Origin of the sequence: Actinomadura sp. NBRC 104425, from assembly GCF_030269545.1 — a bacterium.
Lineage (GTDB): Bacteria > Actinomycetota > Actinomycetes > Streptosporangiales > Streptosporangiaceae > Spirillospora > Spirillospora keratinilytica.
This window is the reverse complement of sequence record NZ_BSTN01000005.1, coordinates 113,018-135,801: the sequence shown is the minus strand read 5'-3', so window position 1 is coordinate 135,801 and position 22,784 is coordinate 113,018. Positions and strand designations below refer to the sequence as shown.

The window sequence follows — 22,784 nt, the reverse complement described above, 5'->3', positions numbered from 1 at the left end:
TGATCCCGACCGGTCGCGGCCCCGGCCGGACCGTCGGCATGCCGGCGGCGCCTGCCGTCATCCGCGTTCGCGGAGGTAGGCCTCCAGTGCGGCGGCCCCGGTCGGCATCGCGCGCCCGTGGGCCGACAGCCGGGCGTGCCAGTCGCGCAGGGCGGCCTCCAGCGGCTCCAGCCCACCGGCCGCCCGCACCTCGCACGATCAGCGAGGCGATGACAGGCCGTGCTCGTGTGCCGGGTCAACCGGACTGAGTCGCTTAGTGCCGTGGGGGCTCGTCCCGTGCTCCTGCCAATATCGCATCGAACTCTCAAAACCCACCCGGACACTACCCCCGAAGCACGCCTCTCCGGGCGCCGCCGGGAGCATGCTCTCCCGCGCTCCACTCGGCTGGCAGCACGGCGGGACGGTTCCGACTCTTCGGCCTCCGCACCGCCCGCACCCGACGACCGGCTGCACGGTGGCGGCCACCACTGCCCTGCGCGTCCGGGTGCGTCCGGTGACGTGGTCGGTGTCCAGGTGCCGTCGCCGTCTAGATCGCTGGCCGTGAGACTGCTTTGATCAATAGCATCGGCCGGTGGCCTCACTGACGTTCGATCGTTACTGCGAGGAGATCGTCGCCCAGACCGATCTGCTGAGAGCGCACGTCGAAGGCGCGGACATGACCGCTCCCGTGCGCACCTGCCCGGGATGGAACCTCGGCCAGTTGCTGCGGCACGTCGGTGGTGACCACCGGTGGGCCGACACGGTCGTGCGGACCAGGGCCACCGACCCCGTTTCCGACGAGCAGGCCAACGACCTCGCCGGCTATACCGCCGAGGACGGAGCCGTGCTGGACGTCTGGCTCGCCGAGGGCGCCTCCCGGCTGGCCGCGGCCCTGCGCGCAGCCGGACCCGACGTCACCGTGTGGAACCCGTCCGACACCGACTGCCGGACCACCTTGTTCTGGGCGCGCCGCATGACGCACGAGACCGCCGTGCACCGGGCCGACGCTGCGCTGACCGCCGGGGCGGAGTACGAACTCGACGACGACGTCGCGCTCGACGGCGTGGCGGAATGGATGGAGTTCTCCACGGTCCCCGAGGCGTACGAGCCCGCGCCGGACGCACCGGGCCTGCTCGGCCCCGGCCGCACGCTGCGTTTCGAGGCGGACGCGGCGACACGGTGGCTGGTCGACCTCAGCGGTGCCCGGCCGACGTGGCAACGCGACGGCGACGGCTCGTCCGTCGAGCCCGCGGTGGTGGTGCGCGGACCGGTGAAGGAGCTGCTGCTGTTCCTCTACCGGCGGCCTGCCCCTCACGTCGAGGTAAGCGGCGACTCGGACCTGCTCGACCTGTGGCTGACGCGCACCGGTTTCTGGCTGGAGGCATGAGGTGAACGCGGCGGCGTCCCCGGCGAGGGTGTGACGTTCGCACGGCGTGTCCGACCGGCCCGTTCCCCGCGGGCGTCGGCCTGCTGCGTCGGCCTGCTGCGGCCGCCGTCTGCGTGAGCCGGCGGCCTTCGGCGGCGAAGCCCACCGCGGTGCCGGGGCCCGCTGTGGATCTTGGTACGCTCCTGGGTTCTGCACGAGCTTTCACCAGGGGCTGAGGGATGACGGGGCGCATGGCCATCGGCTGGGACGCTGTCACGGACGTCGACTGGGGGCGTCTGTTCCACGCCTACGGCGCGGCGAACGACACGCCGGACCAGTTGCGGGCGCTGACCGGCGAAGACGCGGCGGCGCGCAGTGAGGCGGTGGACCACCTGTGGGGCGCGGTGCTCCACCAGGGCACGCCCTGGGCGGTGACGGCGCCGACGGCGCTGGTGGTGGCCGGTGTGCTGGCCGATCCTGCGGCCGACGCGCCGATCGCCGACGGCCAGCCGCTGCGGGCCATGCTGCTGCGGTTCCTCGGACGGGTCGCCGAGGCGGGGCGGCCCGAGATCGGCGACGACGAACTGCACGCGGCGGCCTTCCCTCCGGGCGTCGATGAGGAGGCCGTCCGGGTGGCCTGGGACGCGATGCTCGACGGCGACTGCGACTGCGCCTACGACGAGGACTGCACCTGCGACGACTCCGCAGGTGACCAGGACGTCCCCGAGCTCGACCCGGAGCTGATCGCCGACGCCACCGACGCGATCATGGCGCGGGTGGTGCTGGAGATCCGGTCCGCGGCCGAGGCCCTGCTGCCGCCGGTCGAGGCCGCGTTCACCGACGGCGATGCGCGGGTGCGGGTCAACGCGGTCGACGCGGCCTCGTCCCTGCTGGCGCTGCCGGGGCTGCGCGGCCGCCGCGGCGCGGTCGCCGCGAAGGTGGAGCAGGCCGCGCGGCGCGCCGTCCACCGGGACGAGCGGGCCGCGCTCGTGCTGTCGCTGGGATACCTGGGCGAGGAGCCGCGCGGCTACCTGGCCGATCCCGACCCGGCGGTGCGGGCGTGCGCGGCGCTCGCGCCGACGCTGGCCCAGGACGAGGCGGCGGTAGAGGAGCTGCTGAGCGCGCTGCGCCGTCCGGCCGAGGCGGACGAGTGGTTCACCGACCGGCCGCCGCAGATCCGGGCGCGGGTGCGGTTCGCCCTGCTGGACGCGGCGCTGCGCCGCGTCGCCGACTTCGAGCGGCTGCTGCCGGCCGCCGTCGCGATCGCCAAGGTCACCAGCCCGATGTGCGCCGACTGGGACTGGGGGCGTCTGCTCGCCGCGGCGTTCCCCTCCCCCGGGGACCCGCCCGCGCCGCCCGCTCGCCTCACCGACGCGCAGCGCGCCTACCTGCGCGCGCTGGTGGACAACGAACAGCTGTGGGACGCCGGGAACGGCAACGCCCGCCTTGCGTTCGAGCAGGTCGGGCTGCCGCACGACCGCGACGCTTGCCGCCGTCTGGCCGAATCGCCGTCGTGAACGCGCCGCCCCGGTCACCTCGACGCGCGGCCGCCCGTTCCCGGTAAGTTGCACGGTCCGCGACGGGCGGATCGTCGCGCTGGACGTCCTGGCCGCCCCCGAGCGGCTGTCGGCGCTCGGCCTGACCGCCCCGGGCGCGACGTGCCCCGCCGCCCGGATCGCGAACCTTTCCACGCGGCGCGGGTGCCGCAGCCGCTGACGTGCAAGCGGGCCGACCGGGCAGCGCTGCCTACGGCCCGGCCGCCGGTGCCGCGGCGGCGGTCTGCGCCGCCCGCAGCGAGGCGCGGACGGCGTCGGGCAGCGCGCGCAGGCGGTGCGCCGGCAGCTCCAGCGGCGTGACGTCGCGGGCCCACGGCGCGGTGTCGGCGACCACGGTACGGGCCTGCCGTTTGGTGAGGCCGTGCAGGGCGGTCAGCTGGTCGCGCCAGGCGTTGGCGATCTTCCCGTGCGCCCGGTCCATGATCGCGCGCAGGATGCGGGCGGTGTCGTCGCCGGCGGCGGGCGGCGTGCGCACCGCGTCCACCACCGGGCCGCGGGCGGTCAGCTCGTACACCGGTCGCAGCAGCGCGGCGGCGTCCGGCAGGTCGTCCGGCGGTTCGGCCAGGAACACCCGCACGTGCTCGGCTCGCGTGGCCAGCAGCGTGCGCACCAGCGCCGGTTCCAGGCCCGGGGGCAGCGCGACGGCGGCGTGCCGGACGGCCGCCGCGTACGGTTTGGCCAGCCAGGTCGTCAGCCGGGCCCTGGGCACGCGTGGAAGGATCTGCTTGGGCCAGTCCCCCACCAGCACGCCGGGCTGCAGGTCGGCCAGGTCGTCGGTGGTGAGCCGCAGCGCCGCCCGGGATTCGACGGCCTGCGGGCCCTGGGTGTAGATCGCGGTGCTGAACCGTTCGGCGCGGGCGGTGGCGGCGGGCAGGCTCTTGCCGGTGGGGCGCAGCAGGTACAGGTCGGCGGCCGAGCCGATGGCCTCGGCGCCGAAGTACCGGTTGAAGTCGGGGTAGACGGCCTCGGTGACGAGATTGAGGTCGCGCAGGGCGTTCTGCACCTTCAACGCGAGCATGGGGGTGCGGTCGCTGGCCCCGTAGGCCAGCAGCACCCGGCCGCGTGCGTGGTCGCGCAGCCCCTCCAGCGCGCGGGCCACGAACAGCCCGACGCCCTCGGGCGTGTAGGGCGGGTCGGTGACGGCCAGGTCGGCGTGCGCGGCGGCCGACGGCGGCAGGCCCAGCCGCAGGTCGGCCCAGCGGGTCCGCACGTTGACGCCCAGGTCGGCGGCGCACGCGTCGATGTAGGCCAGGATGCGCTCGTCGACGTCCACGACGGTGCTCTCCACGCCGGGGTGGATCATGCCGACGGCCAGCGAGGTCAGGTCGTGGTCGCCCACGCACAGCAGCCGCGTGCCCGGCAGCCAGAACCGGGCGCCCAGCAGCAGCGCCCGCCGCACGACGGTGTCGGGTGTGGCGGCGACGTGGTCGAGGACGTGCCGGCCGCGCGGCGCCCGCCTGATGAGCGCGTCCATCCGCTCCACCACGGCGGCGTGCTCGGACAGCAGGTGCGCCACCGGGTCGGCGGGTTCGAGGGGGCGGTGCCCGGTACGCAGGGCCCCGGTGATCTGTTCGGCCTGCTCGGGGGTGAGGCGGAACCGGCCGTCGCCGGCGTGTTCCAGGGACAGCGCCGCCAGCAGGGACTCCACCGACCGCCTGGGCGCGGCCGTCGCGCGGATCAGATCGGCCAGTGTCCACCATCGCCGGTCGGCCAGCAGGCTCAGCGCGGTGTGCGCACGCCTGGGGTCGATGTCGGCGGCGACCGGCAGCCCCGGTGCTCCCCCTTCGCCCACCCGCAAATGCTACCGGCACCGTCCGGACGGTCGCGCAGGTGCGTTGTACGAGCCCTGCAGAGGGGGAAATTCGGTTGGGCGGCCGTCGGGGGTCCGGTAGAACGGTCGCCGTGATCCGCAAGTATCCCCGTACTCCTCATATCGAAGGGTCCCGGTTGCAGCCCGGCGACCACGACGTGGCCGCCGTCCCGTTCGGCGAGATCGCCGGGCGGTACCTGGTGGTGGAGGAGAAGCTGGACGGGGCGAACGCGGGCATCAGCTTCACTCCCGGCGGGGAGCTGCGGTTGCAGAGCCGGGGGCATTTTTTGACCGGCGGGCCGCGCGAACGGCAGTTCGGGCCGCTCAAGGCGTGGGCGGCGTCGGTGCAGCAGGTGCTGTGGCCGCGCCTGCGCGACCGTTACGTGCTGTACGGGGAGTGGCTGTACGCCAAGCACACCATGTTCTACGACGCGCTCCCCCACTACTTCTGCGAGTTCGACGTCCTGGACACGCGCGACGGGACATTCCTGTCCACGCAGCGCCGCCGTGAACTGCTCGACGGCGCGCCCGTCGTGCCGGTGCCCGTCCTGCACACCGGGCCGTTGCAGCACCTGTCGGCGCTGACGGCGCTGCTGGGGCCGTCCACGTGCCGTACGCCGCGTTGGAGGGACGCCCTGCGCGAGGCGGCGCTGGCGTGCGGAGCCGACCCGGCGCGGGTCGAGGCCGAGACCGACGGCTCCGAGCACATGGAGGGCCTCTACATCAAGGTGGAGGAGGACGGCCGCACGGTGGGCCGCTTCAAGTGGGTGCGGGCCAGTTTCCTGACGACCATCCTGGACTCCGGTTCGCACTGGCAGGACCGCCCGATCGTCGCCAACGGCCTGGCCGACCCGGAGGTGATGCATGCGGGTCTTTGAGGAGCTGTGCCCGGCGCCGCCGCACTGGACGGTGCCGTGGCCTCGCATCCGCGAGGCGTTCGACTGGGTGCGCCGCATGGCGGGCGTCCCACAGGACACGGTGCACCACGGCGAGGGTGACGTGGAGACGCACACGCGGATGGCGTGCGAGGCGCTGGCCGGCCTGCCGCGTTGGCGCGCCCGCCCGGCCGATGAGCGGGTCCGGCTGTTTGCGGCCGTGCTGCTGCACGACGTGGCCAAGCCGCACTGCACGCAGGTCGGCGCCGACGGCCGCATCACCGCGCACGGGCATTCGCGGCGCGGCGATGTGATGGTGCGGCGGATTCTGTGGGAGCTGGGCGCGCCGATCGCCTGGCGCGAGCACGTGGCGGCGCTGGTGCGTCACCACCAGGCCCCGTTCTGGGCGTTGGAGCGTCCCGACCTGCAGCCGATCGCCTTCCGGGCGAGCCTGCTGGCGCGCAACGACGACCTGGTGCTGCTGGCCACCGCCGACATCCTCGGCCGCGTCTGCGGCGACACCCGGGAGGTGCTGGACAACATCGCGCTGTACGAGGAGTACTGCGCCGAGCAGCGCTGCCTGGACCGGCCGCGCCTCTTCCCCTCCGACCACGCCCGGTTCTGGTATTTCCGCAAGCCCGGCCGCGACCCCGACTACGCCGCCTACGACGACACGCGCGTGGACGTCACGGTGCTGTCGGGCCTGCCCGGGGTCGGCAAGGACCACTGGATCGAGCGGCACCGTCCCGGCCTGCCGGTGGTGAGCCTGGACCGGTTGCGCGTGGAGCTGGGCGTGGACCCGGCCGGGGACCAGCGCCGGGTGGTGGCCGCGGCGCACGAGCAGGCCCGCGAGCATCTGCGGGCGGGCCGGTCGTTCGTGTGGAACGCCACCAACGTCTCGCGCATGCTCCGCGAGCAGTGCACCGGCCTGATCGCGCGGTACGGGGGCCGGATCGAGCTGGTGGCGCTGGAGGCGCCGCCGGACGTGCTGCGCGCACGCAACCGGGGCCGTCCCGTCCCGGTTCCCGACGCGGTGATCTCCCGGCTGGTGGACCGGTGGGAGACGCCCGACCCCACCGAGGCCCACCGGGTGCGCTGGCTGTCGACGGCGTAGAGCGGGTTTGAGCATGCCGAAGCCGTGGCGCGGCGACGGCGTCGGGGGCGTCGGCCGCGGCGTGATGTGACGCCGACGGCCCGATCCCCGGCGGCCTGCGGCGTGCCGGGGGTCAGCGCAGCAGGGAGTAGGCCAGGGCCGCGGCGATCGCGAGGGCGTAGGCGGCCGACGCGGCCGCGACCGCGCGTGTGCGGCGCGCCTCGTTGCAGCCGGTCGGCGACAGCAGGGCGGCAAGGGCGGGCAGCACCAGCACGCCGTGCAGGCTGACGGCGTGGACGGGCTTGAGGAAGCCGGCCACCCGGTAGGCCTCCTGCTGGTGGCCCGCCGACGCCTCGATCACCGCGCGGGCGATCATGGCGGCGCCGGGGCGAGCCCGGCCATCAGCGTCGCGAACCCGGCGCGCATCGCCAGCAGCATGCTGGGGGTGACGCGCGGGTTGGGCCGCAAGGCGGCGACGGCCATGGCGGTCAGCACCACGATGAGCACGCCGCCTCCGGCCGCCGGCACCGTCGACACCGCCGAGTCGAACGGCGTCTCCCGGTTGAGGTGGGGCGGCACGCCCCGCCAGGCCTGCAGGGTGATCCCGCCGACCTCGACGACGCAGTCGGCCGTCAGCACGCCCAGCAGCACGGCGCGGGCGCGTTCGCCCAGCGGCAGGTGGGTGGCGACCCAGGTCACCGTGATCAGCGTCAGGCCGAACGACAGCCCGAAGGTGACCGGTTTGCGCCAGGACACCGGCCCGTCCCACGGTCCGCCGTCCACCGCGAAGACGACCAGGTGGAACAGGCCCGAGACGATGAGCACGGCGCCCACCGCCACAGCGGCGCGTTCGACGCGTCGCCGGAACGGCGCCACCGCCGCGTGCAGTCTCGGTCGGGGCGGGCGGGCTGGACTCGTCGTCGGAGCAGGCATCAAACCGTTCCTTCGGGGCGTGGGGGGCTGACCCGTTCATGGTGGTGTCCGGTTGCTGCGCGGGCGTCGTCCGTGGGGCTACATCCGCACTACGCGACTTCGCGTACGCCGGGGCCCGCGCGTACGCCGCCGCGGCGACGGGCGAGGTCACACGGCTTGGGCGAGGGCCATGCCGCAGTAGGCGGCGCCCAGTCCGGCGGCGATAGAGGCGGCGGCGTTGAGCACCGCGTAGGTGCGGGCGCCGTCCTCGGCCAGCCGCAGCGTCTCGTAGCCGAGGGTGGAGTAGGTGGTGAGCGCGCCGCACAGGCCGGTGCCGGCCAGGGCCATCGTCCCGTGCCCGGCGGGCAGGGCGGCCAGGAAGCCCAGCAGCGCCGACCCGGTGATGTTGACGGTGAAGGTGCCCCAGGGGAAGACGCCGTCGTGGCGGTCCTGCACGAAGCGGTCGGCCAGGTACCGCAGCGGCGCGCCCAACGCGGCGCCGAGTGCGACCAGCAGTACGGCGGGGACGCTCACCGCGCCTCCCCGCGGCGGCGGGCGGACGCGCGGGCCAGGGCGCGCGTCAGGTGCACCCCGGTGAACACCGCGGCCAGCGCGGCGGCGGGGGTGGCGGCCAGGTCGAGCAGCGCGGTGCGGGGCGCGCCGGCCTGCAGAGCCTGCTGGACGTCGACGACGTAGGTGGAGAAGGTGGTGAATCCGCCGAGCACGCCCACGCCCAGGAACGGCCGTACCAGCCGGTGCGCCTGCCGGATTTCGGTGATGGCGACCATGAGCACCCCGATCAGCAGGCATCCGGCGGTGTTGACGGCGAAGGTCGCCCAGGCGAAGCCGCCGGGCGCGTGGGGGAAGGCCGCGGTGACGCCGTGGCGGGCGAGCGCGCCCGCCGCCCCGCCGGCGGAGATGGCCGCCAGGGTCGTCCACGGCACGCGGCGCCGTGCGGGGGGCCGGTCGGTGCGCGGGCCGGGTCGCGCGGCGGTGCGGATGTCGGGCATGCGGGATCTCCTACCGGTGCGGCGATCTCATCGGTAGGGACCGTTGGCGTCCTTGTGCGCATGGACGCGGTTGCCCCGCACGTGGGCGGGGGCGGTGGGCCCCACCACCGCTGGCCCGGGGGCGCCCCGGGGGCCGGCCCCAGCATAGCGGCCCGCGGGGCGGGTCAGGGGAGTGAAGGTGCAGGGCAGGAGTCTGATGCCGTTAATGAAGGGAGATCGGAAATCGGCTCCGCCGGCGGGCGCGACGGCGTAGTGACGTATTCAGCAAAGTCCCTAAGTGCCATGAGGGAACGTGTCCGACCCGCGGACCGACGACCGCGACGCCGCCGCGCCCGACGGCGAGGGAAGCGGTTCGGCCTACGACCGGCTGATCGGCCTGCTGGAGGCGGGTGGCTCGGCATACGGCTCGGCGGGCGGTTCGCGGGGCGGTCAGCGGGTGTAGCCGAGTCCGTGGCCGAACGGGTAGAGGGTCTGGCCGGAGTCGCCGGCCGCCGGGATCGTCACCGGCAGCCTGCCCGACGGCGCCAGCTCGCCGAACAGCACCTTGACCGCCGACCGCAGCGCCTCGGCGGTGTAGGAGTAGGTGGCCAGGTAGGTCGGCGCCTCGGTGAAGTAGGCGATGTCGTACGGGTCGCGCACGGCGATGACCACCACGGGTTTGCCGGTGGCGACCAGCGCCTTGACCAGGTCGGCCTGCCCGGGCCCGTTGTGGGGTTCGGTGGGCGTGGACGGTTCGACGTCCCATGCGCGGTTGGTGACGGCGACGACCAGGTCGGCGTCGCGGGCCGCGGCGGCGGTGTCGTCGATGCTCTGCCGGGTGGGGCTCAGCCCCGTTTCGCGCACGGTGGCGGCGGCGCCGCGGCGGGCGAGTTCGTCGGCGAGGGTGCGGGTCGTGGCGGCGCCCCATCCGGCGACCAGCACGTTGCGGGGACGGGGGCGCAGCGGCAGCAGCCCGGCGTCGTTCTTGACCAGGGTGGTGGTGCGGTCGGTGGCGCGCTGGGCGGCGGCAAGGTGCGCGGGGGCGCCGACGATGCGGTCGACCTTGGATTCGTCGGCGAACGGGTCGCGGAACAGGCCGCGCTTGCGTTTGAGTTCCAGGACGCGGTAGACGGACTCGTCGAGGCGGCGTTCGGTCAGCTCGCCGCTGCGGACGGCCTCGACCACGGCGCGCAGCTGGGTGGGGAACAGTCCGGCCCCGGTGCTGTCGGCGGGCGGTTTGAGCAGCATGTCGGCGCCGGCTTTGAGCGCCAGCACGGGGATGCGGTCGTCGCCGTACTTGTCGCGCACGCCCTGCATGTCGAGGGCGTCGGTGACGATGACGCCGCGGTAGCCGAGCCGCCGGCGCAGGATGCCGGTCAGGATGGGCCGCGACAGGGTGGCCGGGTCGCCGGACGGGTCGAGGGCGGGCACGACCAGGTGCCCGGTCATGATGGCGTCGGCGCCGCGTGCGACGGCCGCGCGGAACGGCGGCAGGTCCAGCCGCTCCCACTGCTCGCGGGTGTGCTCGATCTGCGGCACGCCGGTGTGGCTGTCGGTGCGGGTGTCCCCGTGGCCGGGGAAGTGCTTGACGGTGGGCGCCACGCCGCCGGCGCTGTACCCGTCGATCTGCGCGGTGACCATGCGCGACACCAGGGCCGGGTCGGATCCGAACGACCGCACGCCGATGACGGGGTTGGCGGGGTTGACGTTGACGTCGGCGACCGGGGCGTAGTCGGCGTTGACGCCCATGGCGCGCAGCTCGCGTGCGGTGACGGCGGCCAGGGTGCGGGCGTCGGCGGGGCGGCGTCCGGCGGCCAGTGCCATGGCGCCCGGCGACTGGGTGGCGGGCGGCTGGACGCGGGCGACGATGCCGCCCTCCTGGTCGATGGAGATCAGGGCGGGGACGGGGACGCGCTGGGCCAGGGCGGCGCGCTGGATGCCGTTGGAGAAGGCGGCCAGCTGGCGGGGGTTGTCGACGTTGGCGGGGTCGGCGCCGTAGTAGATGATGCCGCCGGGCTTGTAGCGGGCGATGAGCTGGGCGGCGTTGTCGACGCCGTACAGGCGGCGGTTGCGGGCCACGTCCGCGGGGTCGGCGGTGTCGGCGCTCTTGCCGTACACCTGCAGCACGAACAGCTGGGCGGCCTTCTCCTCCAGGGTCATCGCCTTGATGATCCGCGTAAGCTGCGGGTCTGGGCCCGGGGCGGCGAGGGCGGGGGCCGCCGGCGTGGCGCCCAGGGCGGCGGCCAGGGTGGCGGCGGCCAGGAGGGACAGGCGTCGGCGACGGTGCATGACGGCTCCCTGCGGTGGCTGCGTGGCCGCCCCCCGACGACCATGATCATGTGCTCCCTTGGGGACGCTAGACAGCCGTGCGGGGCCCGTCAACGGCAGACGTTCACGATGTTCGCCCGCCGTGTCAGCATGTCGCCGTCACCCGGGCCGCGGTCGCGCGGCGCCCGAAGGGGCGCGCAGGGCGGGGGGAAGGCGGGACGGGCGGCCGGCGCGTGCACCAGAGTTGTGACCGTTCTTCAAACGGTTGCCTTGCCAGACCTGGAATCTGGGGTCCATCTGGTGCGCCCGGCTCAGTTCCCATCCGCCATTCAAGTGGGCGCGGGGCCGCGAGGCAACCGGTTTACGCCGTGGCCCCCGACACGCCGTTGGGCGCCGCCGGTGCCGGGGGCTCGGCTCGTCCCCGGGTCACCGGGGGGTGTCGACGGGCCAGGGGGCGAACAGGGACGCGTACACGGCGCGGTCGCCGTCGGTGACGACCTGCCCGGACAGGTGGTCGCCGGTGACCGTGGACAGCCGCAGGCCGAGGTAGCGCTCCTCCTCGGTGAACTCGACGGGGCCGGTGGGGACGTCGGCCAGCCATTGGGCGATCTGCGCGATGCGGGCGGCGCGGTCGCGGTCGAGCGCGGCGCGCAGTTCGGACAGGCTGGTGGCCGGGAACGGCCGCGCCCCCGCAGCCGCCCCCGCAGGCGCCCCGCTGGGCGGCTGGGTCTGGGCGTGCCGCTGTTCGGCGTGCCAGGCGGCGACGCCGTAGGCGAAGCAGACCAGCGCGGCCCACACGTCGGCGAAGTAGCCGGGGTCGGGCGCCAGCTCCAGCCCGGCCAGGCGCCCGTCGATGAAGAACAGCGCGCCCAGCTGCCCGGGCTGCAGTTCCAGGCGGCTTTGGAACTGGGTGAGCACGGGGCGTTTGCGCGACAGGATCTGCTCCAGGTGCCCGCGCCCCGGCAGGCCGTAGCCGCGGTTGAGGGCGGCGATGTCGGGCCACAGCTTGGAGAAGTCGTGCACGCCGCGCCGCTGCAGGGCGCGGGTGCGCAGTTCGACGGGCAGGATGAAGAACCACTGGTCGCGTCCGGTGAGGTAGCCGGTCTGGGAGGCCTGGACGCAGGCGGCGTCCTCGAACATCAGGGTCTGCCCGGCGGCGATGAACGCCGAGCGGCACAGGGCGTGGTTCTGCGCGGCGTCCTGGATGTAGCCCATGTGCAGCGGGACGATCGCCACGCCGTCGGCGGCGCCGTTGCGCAGTTCGACGCGGCCGTAGCCGTCGACGCGCACGAGTTTGAGGGCGCGGCGGGGCGGGGCGATGCCGGGGTAGGCGGGCCCGGAGATGGGGACCATGGTCAGCGCCCCGGCGCGTTGCGGGGTGCCCAGGCGGTGCCCGGCCAGGCTGAGCGGGCCGGGCATGAGGGTGTCCAGCGTGGCGGGTGCGGCGCCGGGGGTGTCGCTGATCGTCATGCGGCGATCCCTCCGATCTGTGCGGCCTGCCGGTCCAGGGCGTCCAGGCGGGCGTGCAGGGCGGCGCGCAGCCACGGCTCGCCGGCGGTGCAGTGCCCGAACATCCACGGCAGCAGTTCGTCGAAGTCGTCCTGGTGCCAGAAGCCGCGTTGCGGCAGCGCGGGGGCGGGACGGCGCAGGGTCAGGTCGTCGGTCCGGGTGAACATGGCGTGGCAGAACAGGACGGGGGTGGTGACGCCCGCGTGCGGCAGGGTGGCGGCGACGCGGGCCAGGTCGCCGGGGAACACGTTCTCGTAGCCGTCGGACACCACGGCGACCAGGTCGGGGCCGACGGCCAGCGCGTCCAGCACCCCGGTGGCCAGGTCGGTGGCGCCGCGCGGGACGCGTTCGTCGCCGCCGACCTCCACGACCTCCAACCGGTCGCAGACGCGCGACAGCACCATGCGCAGCGCGGCGGCCTGCGACATCAGCGCCCACTGGCGTTCGCCGTAACCGCGCATGGACGCCGAGGCGTCCAGTACGAGCCCGACGGCGCCGGGGAAGCGGGGGTAGCCGGCGACGGCGTCGGCCAGGTAGCGGTCGAGCGCGACGTACAGCTCCTCGGCGGGGCCGCCCCGGTACAGGTGGACGAGGGTGGCGGCGATGTCGCCGCGGTTGGTGGCGGTGACGGTGCCGGGGTGGGGCGGTGTGCGTTCGACGGCGAGGACGGGTTCGCGGGGGGCGGCGGCCTGCTGTTGCGGGTTCGCCTGCGGGTCCGCCGCGTACAGCGCGGGGACGCGGCGGAGGGCATGGTGGGGTGCGGTCAGGAACCGCAGCAGCCGCCGCTGCAGGTAGTCCGAGCCGGTGTCGCCGTCGGCGATGCGGCGGGCGCAGCCGCGTGCGGTGGCCTTGCCGAGGGCGTGTTCGAAGCAGTCCCGCAGGGCGGGGCGGCGTTCGGCGATGAGGGCGTCGGCGTCGGGGTGCTCGAGGACGAACCGCAGTGCGGCGCGGGTGGTGTGCTTGTGGTTGGCGCGCAGGCGGCGCAGGCCCAGCAGCACGGTGATGACGTGGGCGGGCGGCAGCGCCAGGGTGAGCACGCGGGCGAGGCGGGCCAGGGTGGTGCGGGTGGCGTCGTCGAGTCCGGCCTGGGAGGCGGCCAGCACCTGCAGCAGGACGCGGGCGCGCTGCCAGGGCCGCACGCCGGGGGCCAGGCCGAGCAGCGCGTAGCCCTCGGGGTCGGCGGTGTAGGCGGCCTTGTGCAGGTCGGCGTCGTCCCAGCGCAGGGTGCCGCCTCGGGGCAGCGTGAGCGGGACGGCGTGCGTCTCCAGGTGGGTGAGGAGTGTGGGGGTGTCCATGATTGCCTCCGCAACCACGGAGTTTAGGAAGGCCGACGATCAGCTTGATACCGATTTTCCGGTGCCGGGCCGCGGTCGGGATGTCTGCGATGCCGCGTGCGGCGGGGCCTGCGCCGGGGTGCCGCCCTCGTCGGCGGGCCGGGCGGCGGGCTGGTCGGCGGGTTTGGTTGCGTAGCCGCCGATGCCGCGTTCCAGCAGGTCGTAGGCGCGTTCGGCGGCGGCGTAGACGTCGCGGCGCATCTCCTCCAGCGACTGGCCGGCCATCTTGCGCTGCAGGATCTGCTCGACGAGCGTCTGCTGCACGGCGAAGATCATCGCGGCGGCGGCGCGGGCGGTGATGTCGTCGGGGTCGGCGTCGGTCTCGTCGGCGAAGGCGGCGGCCAGCCGGCGCTGGGCGCGATGGCCGATCTCCAGCTGCTTGGCGATCAGGGCGGGGCTCTCCCGGACGGTGCGGGCCCAGGTCTCCGAGCCCTCGTGGAACCCGGTCCGGTAGGCGTTGCGGTCCAGGCCCTCCAGGAACCTGCGGCGGAACACCGCGACGGCCGACTCGCCGGGGGCGCGGTCGGCGAACGCGCGCGCCGCGTCCTCGATGACCTCATCCTGCCGGTCGAAGAACAGGTCTTCCTTGGTGCCGAAGTAGTTGAAGACGGTGTTGACCGACACGTCGGCGGCGCGGGCCACGTCGGCGATGGTGACGTTGTCGTAGCCGCGCGTCAGGAACAGGCCGGTGGCGATGTCGGCGATGCGCCGCCTGGTCTGGCGCTTCTTGCGTTCGCGCAGGCCGCGGCGTTCGGCGTCGGGCGCGCCCCCTCCCCCGGTCCCGTGATCGTCCGCCATGCCGGAGATTCTAGCCGCGCTGGTGTCGCCGAAAACTTGGTGCGACTCCAAAATTGTGGTTACTCTACCGGCGTTTCCCCTCATCCGATCCTGGAGGACGACGTGATCGAGGCGAGCGGGCTGGCCCGCACCTTCACCACCAGGCGCGGCACCGTGGAGGCGGTGCGCGGCGTCGACCTGTCCGTGGCGCCCGGCGAGATCGTGGGGTTCCTGGGCCCCAACGGCGCGGGCAAGACCACCACGCTGCGGATGCTGACCACGCTGCTGGCGCCCACCGCCGGCACCGCCACGGTCGCCGGGCACGACCTGCGCACCGACGCGGCGGGCGTGCGGCGCCGCATCGGCTATGTGGCGCAGGGCGGCGGCGCCGCCCCGGCCGTCCCGGTCGGCGAGGAGCTGGACCTGCAGGCCCGCCTGTACGGCGTGCCCGACCGCGCCGCGCGCATCGCCGACCTGTGCGCCCGGCTGGAGCTGGAGGGCCTGCTGGACCGCCCGGCGCAGGCGCTGTCGGGCGGGCAGCGCCGCCGCCTGGACATCGCGCTGGGGCTGGTGCACCGGCCGCCGCTGGTGTTCCTGGACGAGCCGACCACCGGCCTGGACCCGCACAGCCGCGGCAACCTGTGGGAGCACATCCGCCGCATGCGCGACGAGGACGGCACGACGGTGTTCTTGACCACGCACTACCTGGAGGAGGCCGACGCGTTGTGCGACCGGATCCTCATCATCGACCACGGGCGGATCGTGGCCGAGGGCACGCCGGACGAGCTCAAGCGCCGCGTCTCCGGGGACGTGGTGACCCTGGAGCTGGCCGACGCGCGTCCCGCCGCCCGGCCCGGCGCACCCACCGCCGCCGAGGCGGGCGAAGGGCCGCACGGGCAGGTCGGCGGGGTCGTCCGTGCGCGTGCCGCGCTGGCGGAACTGCCGCAGGTGCGCGAGGCGGTGGTGACCGGCTCGTCGGTGCGGCTGACCGTCGACCAGGGCGACCTGGCGCTGCCGCAGGTGGTGCGGGCGCTGGACGCGGCGGGGGTGGAGCTGACGGCGCTGCGGATGGCGCGCCCCACCCTCGACGACGTGTTCCTCACCATCACCGGCCGGTCGCTGCGCGACGCCGCCGCCTGAAACCCCATGACACCGGAGATGAGCCCGCCGACGGGCACGACGATGGACACGACGATGGACATGACACCGACGAGGAGGAGTTCCCGTGGATGTGCGACGCACCGCGCGTGAAACGCGCCTGCTGTACACGCGTCATCTGCGCACGACGCTGCGCTCCAAGGTGGGCGTGGTGTTCGGCGTGTTGCAGCCGCTGCTGTACCTGCTGCTGTTCGGTCCGCTGCTGACGCGGCTGAGCGGTGTGCGCGGGTTCGGCGACCATGACGCCTGGCAGGTGTTCGTGCCGGGCGTGCTGGTGCAGCTGGTGCTGTTCAGCGCGGCCTACGTGGGGTTCGGTCTGATCGCCGACCTGCGCGCGGGCGTGGTGGACCGGCTGCGCGTCACACCGGTCAGCCGGGTGGCGCTGCTGCTGGGCCTGGTGCTGCGCGACACCACGGTGCTGGCCGTGCAGGCGGTGCTGCTGCTGGCCGCCGGGGTGGCGATGGGGCTGCGCGCACCGGCGGCCGGGCTGGCGGTGGGCGTGGCGCTGGTGGTGCTGCTGGCGGTCGGTGTCGCCTCGCTGTCGTACCTGCTGGCGCTGGTGACGCGGCGGGAGGACGGATTCGCGCCGCTGCTGGGGGCGGTGGTGCTGCCGCTGATGCTGCTGTCGGGGATGCTGCTGCCGATGAGCATGGCGCCGGGATGGCTGGACGTGGCGTCGCACTTCACGCCGTTCAGGTACGTGGTGGACGCGGTGCGCGCCGCGTTCGTCGGCGACTACGCCTCGGTGACCGTCGCCGAGGGCGCGGCGGTGACGGCCGTGCTGGTGGTGGTGTCGGTGGCGTTGGGCACCCGGCGGTTCCTGCGCGAGAACGCCTGACGCCGGCGCCCGGACCCGGGGGTCAGCGGCTGAGGGCGTGCGCGGCGGCCGCGTCCCCCGGGTCTTCTGGGCCGCCTTCGGGGACGTGGCCGCCCGCGGTGGCGGATGCGCTCGCGGTGGCGGGGCCGCCGACCGCGGGCACGGGACCGGGAGACACGGCGTCAGCCGGCATGGTGTCGGCGGCGGCGCGCTGGGCGAGGAACGCGCCGACCAGCACGATCGCGCCGCCCGCCAGCTGCACCGGCGCGAGCCGTTCGCCCAGCGCGGCCCAGGCCAGCAGGGTGGCGGCCACCGCCTCGGTGTAGCAGATGGCGCCGGCGACCTGCGCCGACAGCCGCTGCACCGCGGCCACGCCGGTCAGGTAGGCCAGCACGGTGCTGACGACGATGATCCAGGCGGCCAGCAGCCAGGCGGGGGCGGAGTGGCCGCCGACGGGCACGGCGGCGGGCAGCACGTCCCACGGAAGCGCCCAGGGCGCGGCGGGCACGACCAGCACGGCCGCGGAGACCACCGTGCCCGCCGTGGTCATCACCAGCGGGTCGACCTGGCCGGTGAGGCGGTCGATGAGCAGGAAGTACCCGGCCTGGCAGGCGGCGGCGCCCAGCCCGGCGGCCAGGCCCAGCGAGTCCAGCCGCAGGCCGTCCCACACCTGCACCACCATGGTCAGCCCGACCATCGCGACGGCGACGCCGGCGGCGGCCGAGCGGTGCACCGGCGCGCGCCGCACCAGCCGGGTCCAGCCCAGCACCAGGATCGGGCCGCAGAACTCCAGCAGGATGGCCACGCCGACGGGCAGCCGCGAGGCGGCCACGAAGTAGAACGCCTGCGCCCCGGCCACCCCGGTCAGCCCGTACCCGGCCACGTACGCAAGGTGGGGCCGCACCGAGCGCACCGCGCCGCGGCCACGCAGCAGCAGCGCCAGCGGCACCAGCACCAGCGCCGCCCCGGTGATGCGCAGCCACACCGCCTGCCAGGGGGTGAGCCCGGCGTGGATGAGGGCCTTGCCGAACGGCCCGGACGCGCCGAAGCACACCGACGACAGCACCGCCAGCGCCAGCCCGACGGTGCGCGTGCGCGCGGCGTCCCGCATGGTCCTCCCCCTCTTCCGAAGACATGAGCATCCTGCCATAACGCTCCTTACACCGTCGATGCGGGGTTTCGCCCGCCTCGTCCCGGCCGGGGCGGCGTTCACCGGAACCGCCGGGCGCGTCATCGGGGAGGACTACTATTCGCGGGGTGAACTGGCACGCGGCCGGGTCGGGACTCGGCGGAACTGGGGGCGGAACGGCCGGCGACCTCTTCACCGCGGTGGAGGCCAACGTACGGGAGCTGGTCGCCTCGCCCTGGTGGCGCACGGCCCCGCCGCAGCAGCGCGCCGAGCAGGTCGTGGCGCGGATGCTGTGGGGCTCGGGCGAGTGGTGGCTGTTCGGCGCGTGGGGGCGCTGGTACCGCTGCGGCCTGGACGGCGTCTGGCACCCCTGCCCTCCCCCCGCCGACCCGGCGGAACGGCGCGTCGCCCAGCCCGCGCCGCGCGGCGCCGGCGCTCCCCCGGTGCCGCCGCAGCTGTTCCCCACCGGCCCCGACCTGACCGCCGGACGCGTCGCCTCGCTCGGCTTCCTCGGGGCTGCGCCGGAGACCGCGGTGGTCGCCCGCATCCAGCAGGCGCTGACCACGGCGTGGGCGGTCAACCCCGCGCAGTTCGCCCAGCAGGACCCCATGTTCCAGCCCGGCACCCCCAGCACCGTGGTGGCGGCCTGGAGTTCGCTTTTGTGGTGCGCGGGCGCCCCGGTGGTGCTGACGGAGAACCCGCTGATCGAGTCGTTCATCCCGTTTCTGACCACGCCCGCCGAGCGGCTGCACTGGATGATGCCGCCCGACTTCGGCACCCTGGCCGGGTACTACACCAACCGGCTGCAGGCCGGCGACGGCGCCGGCGCCGCGCACATCGCGCGGGTCATGTACGAGGTGGCGGCGGGGCTGCAGGCCGACGCGCGGTTCCGGCCCGGCGCCGACGCGCTGGCGGCGGTGACGGCCGCGTCGCTGCGGCTGGTGCACCAGGACATGGCCACCGCCCGGTACGGGCCCGCGGCGATGCTGCAGGAGTGGCGGCGCCGCTGCCCCGCCGAGTTCTCCACGCCCATGGTGCGCGACGCGGCGCCCGGCGAGTACCTGCGGCTGGCGCTGTACGACCTGCAGCAGGTGGTGGCCGCGCTGACGGGGGCGCGTCCGCCGGTGCCGACGGGGGGCCGCCCGCACGACGACGTGCGCCGCGCCGGGATCGCGCTGCTGGCCGCCGACCTGCAGGCCGCGCCCAATGCGGTGCCCGCGCTGGGCCGCTGGCTGGACCCCGACAGCGCCCGCACGCTGCACGCGGTGCTGACCGACCCGGCCAACCCGCTGCGGCAGCTGTGGCCGCGCGACGGCCGCCTGCCCGAGGCGCTGCGCAGCACCGACGCCGACGCGCTGTCGTGGCTGCTGGCCACCACCTACACCATCGGGCTGACCTGGTGCCGTCTGGCGCAGGTGCCGCCCCCGGCCACCGGGTTCGCGGTGCCGCAGGCCGTGGCGGCCGAGCTGACCAGCCCGGCGCTGCACTCGCCGCCGTCCACCGACGAGCTGAGCGCCTGGGACATCATCAAGGCGGCGCGTGCGCACCTGGCCGCCGAGCGGCAGGCCGCCGGGGAGTCGGCCGACCGGCCCGTCGCGCCGCCCTCCCCGCAGCCGCCGCCCTCCCCGCAGCCGCCGCCCGCCCCTGCCGCCGAGCCGCCTGCGGCGGAGCCGCCGGGCGCCTGGGAGCCGTCCGCCGCGCCGGGCGGGTCGAGCACGCCGGGCGGGTCGAGCACGCCGGGCGGGTCGGGTGCGGCGGCTCCACCGCAGCCCGAGGCGCCGCAGGTGCACTCGGCCCCCGTGCCCCCGGCGGCCCCGGGCGTGCCGCCCGCGCCGCCGACCGCGCCGGTGTGGCCGGACGCCGCGTCGAGCGCCGCCGGGGACGTGCAGCAGGGCGCGGGCGGCGCCGAGGTGGAGGCCACCCAGCTCGACCCGGCGCCGTACGCCGCGCAGGCCGACCCGGAGGCCACCTCGCGTGATCCGCTGCCTCCCCCGCCCGCACCGGTGTCGGAACCGCCGCCGCCGGTGCCGCCCGCGCCGTCGCTGGAGTCCGGCCCGCAGATCGCCGAGGCCTACGGCATCCGGTTCCTGTGCGGCGCCGACGACATCGAACGCGTCGTGACCGAGGTGCGGCGCCGCGGCAAGTGGGCGCAGCGGCTGCGCGGCCAGGAGGTGTCCACCGCGTCCATGCCGGCGCTGCTGCTGATCGGCGCGCCGTCCACCGGGCAGCGGCGGCTGGCGCGCATGGTGTCGCGCGCGCTCGCCGATGTGGGCGCGGCCGGCGGGCAGGTGCACGGCGTGCATGCCGAGGAGGTCCGCGGCCGCGGTCCCGCCGGGCTGCGCGGGGTGCTGGACGAGCACGCCGGGCACACGCTGCTGCTGGACGGCCTGGACGCGCTGGTCCTCGACGATCCGCAGGGCGCCGCCTACGCCGAGCGCCTGTACGAGGCGCGGCTGGAGGGCGTCAGCGACACCACGCTTTTGGCCACGTGCGAGCCGGCGCGGGTGGCCGAGCTGTCGGCGGCGGCGCCGGAGCTGATGGCCGACCTGCGCGCGGTGCGGCTGCCGGACATGGGCGACCCGCGGGTGCGGGCGGGCCTGCTGGCGCTGCTGGCCGAGGAGCGGCGGCTGCGGCTGGGCCCGGACGCCTGGGAGGTCGTGCACCGCGAGTTGGGCGGGCTGCGCGGCCGGGGGCGGCTGACCGGGGCGCGGCTGGTGGAGACCTATCTGGACCGCGCCGTCACCCGCCACCTCGGCCGGGCCGACGCCACGCAGGCGCTCGACAGCGCCGACGTGCTGACGTTGACCGCGGCCGACCTGGAGGGCCTGGCCGCCGAGCTGTCGCACTGACCCTCCGGGGCGCGGCCGACGCGCGTGCGGTGCGGACGCGGCGGCTCTCAGGCCGCGTCCGTGTACAGGGCGGGACGCCGCCCGGACCGGGCGGGTGCCCGGCGCCTCGCATGCCCCTTTGCCGCCGTGCGGCGCACCCCGGCGGGAGTGAGCACTCCTGCGGTGCCGTTATCGTGGGTGGTGTCGGTGTGGCATGTGTCCCCCGGGCTCTACCCTTTGCCTTCGAGGAATACCGCCGGGCCCTACGGCTCGGGCAGGAGCCTCGTTGTGCCTTTCGCCGCGAGGCGACCACCACACCGGCCTGAACGTCCGGGCCCCGGCGGGCATGCCGCCCGCCGGGGCCTCCCATAGCAGGGCGGGTGTGACGGGCGGAACCTGCTGGGGCGGAACCGGCCGCAACACCCGTCCTGCTATGAGACCGCGGTGAGCACCGCCGCGGCCACCGCCGTCAGCACCGCGAGCACCGCGACCGCCGCGGCCGCGACCAGGCGGATCCGGCGGCGCCGCCGCGCCCGGCCCACCTTCGCGCCGGCTTTCGACAGGCGATGGGCCAGCCGCGGGTCGTCCTCGCTGAGGCGGGTCTCGATCTCGGCGAGGATCCGCTGCTCCTCCATCGACAGCGCCATGCCACATACCTCCGGGGGCGGATAGAAGTGCCTTGTTCTTGCCCCGGCATCAAGATCATTATCCCCGTCGGGCGGTAACCGTCGCGCCCCGTGCGGGAGCGCTCTCACGCTGCATGCGGTCCAGCGCCGTGACGTAGTAGGTGTAGGTGCGGCCGGCCTTGGCGGTCGGGTCGAGGATGCCGCCGCCGCGCACCGCCGTCAGCAGCGCCCCGGAGGTGACGCGGGCGCACCCGGGACGCTCGCCCTCCACCCGGTACACCGCGTAGCCGACGGCGTCCTCGGAGGCGCCCCACGTGACCCGCACACCGCCGTCGGTGCCCTCGGCCCGCACGCTGTGGGCGGGGGCGGGCGCGTCCCCGGCCTTGCTCTTGTCGGCGGCCGCGGGCGCCACGGGCGGCAGCGCGGGGGTGCGGTAGTGGTCGTTGCGCAGCCGGGTGGCGAACCCGTTGCGGTTTGCCACCAGGTCCGAGGCGCTGAAGAACACGTCGCCGCGCACCTGCGGGTAGCGGGCGTTGAGCTTCAGGTGCCGCGACAGCTCGTCGGCCCTGCGCCAGGCGGCGTCCTTGCCGACGCGGTAGGCGGCCTGCCCGATCGTCAGCTGCACCTTGGTGCCCTGCACCTGGCGGGCCCACCACTCCACCAGCTTGGCGTAGTCCGCGCGCGAGTCGCCGATGGTCCAGTACAGCTGGGGTGTGATGTAGTCGATCCACCCCTCGCGGATCCATTTGCGGGTGTCGGCGTGGATGTCGTCGTAGCTCTGCAGCGCGCGGGTGGGCGACCCGGCGGGGTCGCTGCTGTCGTTGCGCCACACCCCGAACGGGCTGATGCCGAAACGCACCCACGGCTTGGCCTGGTGGACGCGCTGGGACACGGTCTTGACGAGGGTGTCGACGTTCTGGCGGCGCCAGGCGTCCTTGCCCATGCCCTTGCCGTAGGTCTTGTAGGTGGCCTGGTCGGGGAACTCCCCCGCACCTGCCTCGGGGTAGGGGTAGAAGTAGTCGTCGAAGTGGACCGCGTCGATGTCGTACTTGCGGACCACGTCCATCACGGCCTTGACCACCAGGTCCCGCACTTCGGGCAGGCCCGGGTCGTACCACAGGCCCTTGCCGTACTTGCGCACCCAGTCGGGGTGGCGGCGGGCGGGGCTGTCGGGGGCGAGCTTGTCGAGGTCGCCCTGGCGGCTGACCCGGTAGGGGTTGAACCAGGCGTGGAATTCCAGGCCGCGGGCGTGCGCCTCGTCCAGCATGAACTTCAGCACGTCGTAGCCGGGGTCCTTGCCGGGCGTGCCGGTGATCCACTGCGACCACGGCTCGTAGGGAGAGTCGTAGAAGGCGTCGGAGTTGGGGCGGATCTGCACGAACACCGCGTTGAGGTTCATCGCGCGGGCGTGGTCGAGCAGCTTGCGGTAGTCGGCCTTCTGCTGGTCGGCGGCGCGGCGGCCGTCCTTGGGCCAGTCGATGTTGCCGACGGTGGCGATCCACATGCCGCGCAGCCGGCGTCCGGTGGATGCGTCGGGCGGCGGCACGTCGGGGCATTCGGCGGCCGCGACGCCGGGCGCTCTGTCGCCGGCCTTGCGTTCGTCGGCGCCGCCCAGTGCCGGCACGCACCCGGCGGACGCGGTCAGCGTTCCCGTGGCCAGTGCGCCCGCGGTCAGCGCCCGCGCGACGGCACCCGGCGTCCCCTTGTTCGTCCAGACCATGACGAGCCATTGTTACGCACCTGTTGCCGTGCTCGGCG

General features: G+C 74.9%; 21 protein-coding genes. 8 read left to right on the top strand and 13 right to left on the bottom strand.

What is annotated here, in order from left to right; genetic code table 11:
* Positions 1-57 precede the first annotated feature (57 nt).
* Positions 58-189, bottom strand: a complete 132-nt coding sequence (locus tag QSK22_RS10345) for a MerR family transcriptional regulator (RefSeq protein WP_502872292.1) — start codon at positions 187-189, stop codon at positions 58-60.
* Positions 190-571: 382 nt separating this feature from the next.
* Here QSK22_RS10345 and QSK22_RS10340 point away from each other — a divergent pair, with 382 nt between their 5' ends.
* Together QSK22_RS10340 and QSK22_RS10335 are read left to right on the top strand one after the other, a co-directional pair.
* Positions 572-1,366 carry a maleylpyruvate isomerase family mycothiol-dependent enzyme gene (locus QSK22_RS10340; RefSeq protein WP_285493840.1) on the top strand — a complete coding sequence of 265 codons (795 nt, stop codon included), beginning with the start codon at positions 572-574 and terminating at the stop codon, positions 1,364-1,366.
* Between the two features lie 218 nt (positions 1,367-1,584).
* Complete coding sequence (locus QSK22_RS10335) at positions 1,585-2,862, top strand: hypothetical protein (protein ID WP_285493839.1); 1,278 nt, start codon at positions 1,585-1,587, stop codon at positions 2,860-2,862.
* A 229-nt stretch (positions 2,863-3,091) separates the two neighbouring features.
* Here the strand turns inward: QSK22_RS10335 and QSK22_RS10330 are convergent, their stop codons facing one another.
* The gene (locus QSK22_RS10330; RefSeq protein WP_285493838.1) at positions 3,092-4,693 is read right to left on the bottom strand and encodes a bis-aminopropyl spermidine synthase family protein; all 1,602 of its coding nucleotides are present in this window, start codon (positions 4,691-4,693) and stop codon (positions 3,092-3,094) included.
* Between the two features lie 110 nt (positions 4,694-4,803).
* Between QSK22_RS10330 and QSK22_RS10325 the strand changes: the two genes are divergently transcribed.
* Both QSK22_RS10325 and QSK22_RS10320 read left to right on the top strand, forming a co-directional pair.
* A complete protein-coding gene (locus tag QSK22_RS10325) occupies positions 4,804-5,589 on the top strand; it encodes an RNA ligase family protein (RefSeq protein ID WP_285493837.1) in 786 nt (261 codons plus the stop codon).
* The gene (locus QSK22_RS10320; RefSeq protein ID WP_285493836.1) at positions 5,576-6,700 is read left to right on the top strand and encodes an AAA family ATPase; all 1,125 of its coding nucleotides are present in this window, start codon (positions 5,576-5,578) and stop codon (positions 6,698-6,700) included. The genes QSK22_RS10325 and QSK22_RS10320 overlap by 14 nt, the downstream gene beginning before the upstream one ends.
* Before the next feature lie 112 nt (positions 6,701-6,812).
* Here QSK22_RS10320 and QSK22_RS10315 read toward each other — a convergent pair whose 3' ends face one another.
* From QSK22_RS10315 to QSK22_RS10300, 4 genes are all read right to left on the bottom strand, one after another.
* Positions 6,813-7,055 (bottom strand): hypothetical protein, encoded by a 243-nt coding sequence (locus QSK22_RS10315; RefSeq protein WP_285493835.1) that lies wholly within the window; start codon positions 7,053-7,055, stop codon positions 6,813-6,815.
* Positions 7,052-7,555 (bottom strand): hypothetical protein, encoded by a 504-nt coding sequence (locus tag QSK22_RS10310; protein WP_285493834.1) that lies wholly within the window; start codon positions 7,553-7,555, stop codon positions 7,052-7,054. The genes QSK22_RS10315 and QSK22_RS10310 overlap by 4 nt, the downstream gene beginning before the upstream one ends.
* 204 nt (positions 7,556-7,759) lie before the next feature.
* Positions 7,760-8,125 (bottom strand): fluoride efflux transporter FluC, encoded by a 366-nt coding sequence (locus QSK22_RS10305; RefSeq protein ID WP_285493833.1) that lies wholly within the window; start codon positions 8,123-8,125, stop codon positions 7,760-7,762.
* Positions 8,122-8,601, bottom strand: coding sequence for a fluoride efflux transporter FluC (locus QSK22_RS10300; protein WP_285493832.1), 480 nt, complete (start codon positions 8,599-8,601; stop codon positions 8,122-8,124). Before QSK22_RS10300 ends, QSK22_RS10305 begins: the two co-directional genes overlap by 4 nt.
* A 292-nt stretch (positions 8,602-8,893) precedes the next feature.
* Here QSK22_RS10300 and QSK22_RS10295 point away from each other — a divergent pair, with 292 nt between their 5' ends.
* Positions 8,894-9,043, top strand: a complete 150-nt coding sequence (locus QSK22_RS10295; protein WP_285493831.1) for a hypothetical protein — start codon at positions 8,894-8,896, stop codon at positions 9,041-9,043.
* Here QSK22_RS10295 and QSK22_RS10290 read toward each other — a convergent pair.
* The 4 genes from QSK22_RS10290 to QSK22_RS10275 form a co-directional block, all read right to left on the bottom strand.
* On the bottom strand, positions 9,031-10,869 hold the full coding sequence (locus QSK22_RS10290) for a glycoside hydrolase family 3 protein (protein ID WP_285493830.1): 1,839 nt from the start codon (positions 10,867-10,869) through the stop codon (positions 9,031-9,033). The genes QSK22_RS10295 and QSK22_RS10290 overlap by 13 nt on opposite strands.
* A gap of 405 nt (positions 10,870-11,274) precedes the next feature.
* On the bottom strand, positions 11,275-12,318 hold the full coding sequence (locus tag QSK22_RS10285) for an ARPP-1 family domain-containing protein (RefSeq protein WP_285493829.1): 1,044 nt from the start codon (positions 12,316-12,318) through the stop codon (positions 11,275-11,277).
* Positions 12,315-13,652 (bottom strand): vWA domain-containing protein, encoded by a 1,338-nt coding sequence (locus QSK22_RS10280; protein ID WP_285493828.1) that lies wholly within the window; start codon positions 13,650-13,652, stop codon positions 12,315-12,317. The genes QSK22_RS10285 and QSK22_RS10280 overlap by 4 nt, the downstream gene beginning before the upstream one ends.
* Positions 13,653-13,691: 39 nt before the next feature.
* The gene (locus tag QSK22_RS10275; RefSeq protein WP_285493827.1) at positions 13,692-14,489 is read right to left on the bottom strand and encodes a TetR/AcrR family transcriptional regulator; all 798 of its coding nucleotides are present in this window, start codon (positions 14,487-14,489) and stop codon (positions 13,692-13,694) included.
* A 102-nt stretch (positions 14,490-14,591) separates the two neighbouring features.
* Between QSK22_RS10275 and QSK22_RS10270 the strand changes: the two genes are divergently transcribed.
* Together QSK22_RS10270 and QSK22_RS10265 are read left to right on the top strand one after the other, a co-directional pair.
* A complete protein-coding gene (locus tag QSK22_RS10270; RefSeq protein WP_285493826.1) occupies positions 14,592-15,608 on the top strand; it encodes an ATP-binding cassette domain-containing protein in 1,017 nt (338 codons plus the stop codon).
* Positions 15,609-15,693: 85 nt separating this feature from the next.
* Positions 15,694-16,464 (top strand): ABC transporter permease, encoded by a 771-nt coding sequence (locus QSK22_RS10265; RefSeq protein ID WP_285493825.1) that lies wholly within the window; start codon positions 15,694-15,696, stop codon positions 16,462-16,464.
* A gap of 22 nt (positions 16,465-16,486) precedes the next feature.
* On the opposite strand, the gene QSK22_RS10260 is transcribed toward QSK22_RS10265, so the two are convergent.
* Positions 16,487-17,554 (bottom strand): EamA family transporter, encoded by a 1,068-nt coding sequence (locus QSK22_RS10260; RefSeq protein WP_285493824.1) that lies wholly within the window; start codon positions 17,552-17,554, stop codon positions 16,487-16,489.
* Positions 17,555-17,700: 146 nt separating this feature from the next.
* Between QSK22_RS10260 and QSK22_RS10255 the strand changes: the two genes are divergently transcribed.
* Positions 17,701-20,421, top strand: a complete 2,721-nt coding sequence (locus QSK22_RS10255) for a hypothetical protein (protein WP_285493823.1) — start codon at positions 17,701-17,703, stop codon at positions 20,419-20,421.
* Positions 20,422-20,831: 410 nt separating this feature from the next.
* Here QSK22_RS10255 and QSK22_RS10250 read toward each other — a convergent pair whose 3' ends face one another.
* On the bottom strand, positions 20,832-21,047 hold the full coding sequence (locus QSK22_RS10250; RefSeq protein ID WP_285493822.1) for a DUF3040 domain-containing protein: 216 nt from the start codon (positions 21,045-21,047) through the stop codon (positions 20,832-20,834).
* 58 nt (positions 21,048-21,105) lie between these two features.
* On the bottom strand, positions 21,106-22,746 hold the full coding sequence (locus QSK22_RS10245; RefSeq protein ID WP_285493821.1) for a glycoside hydrolase family 10-like protein: 1,641 nt from the start codon (positions 22,744-22,746) through the stop codon (positions 21,106-21,108).
* Positions 22,747-22,784 lie beyond the last annotated feature (38 nt).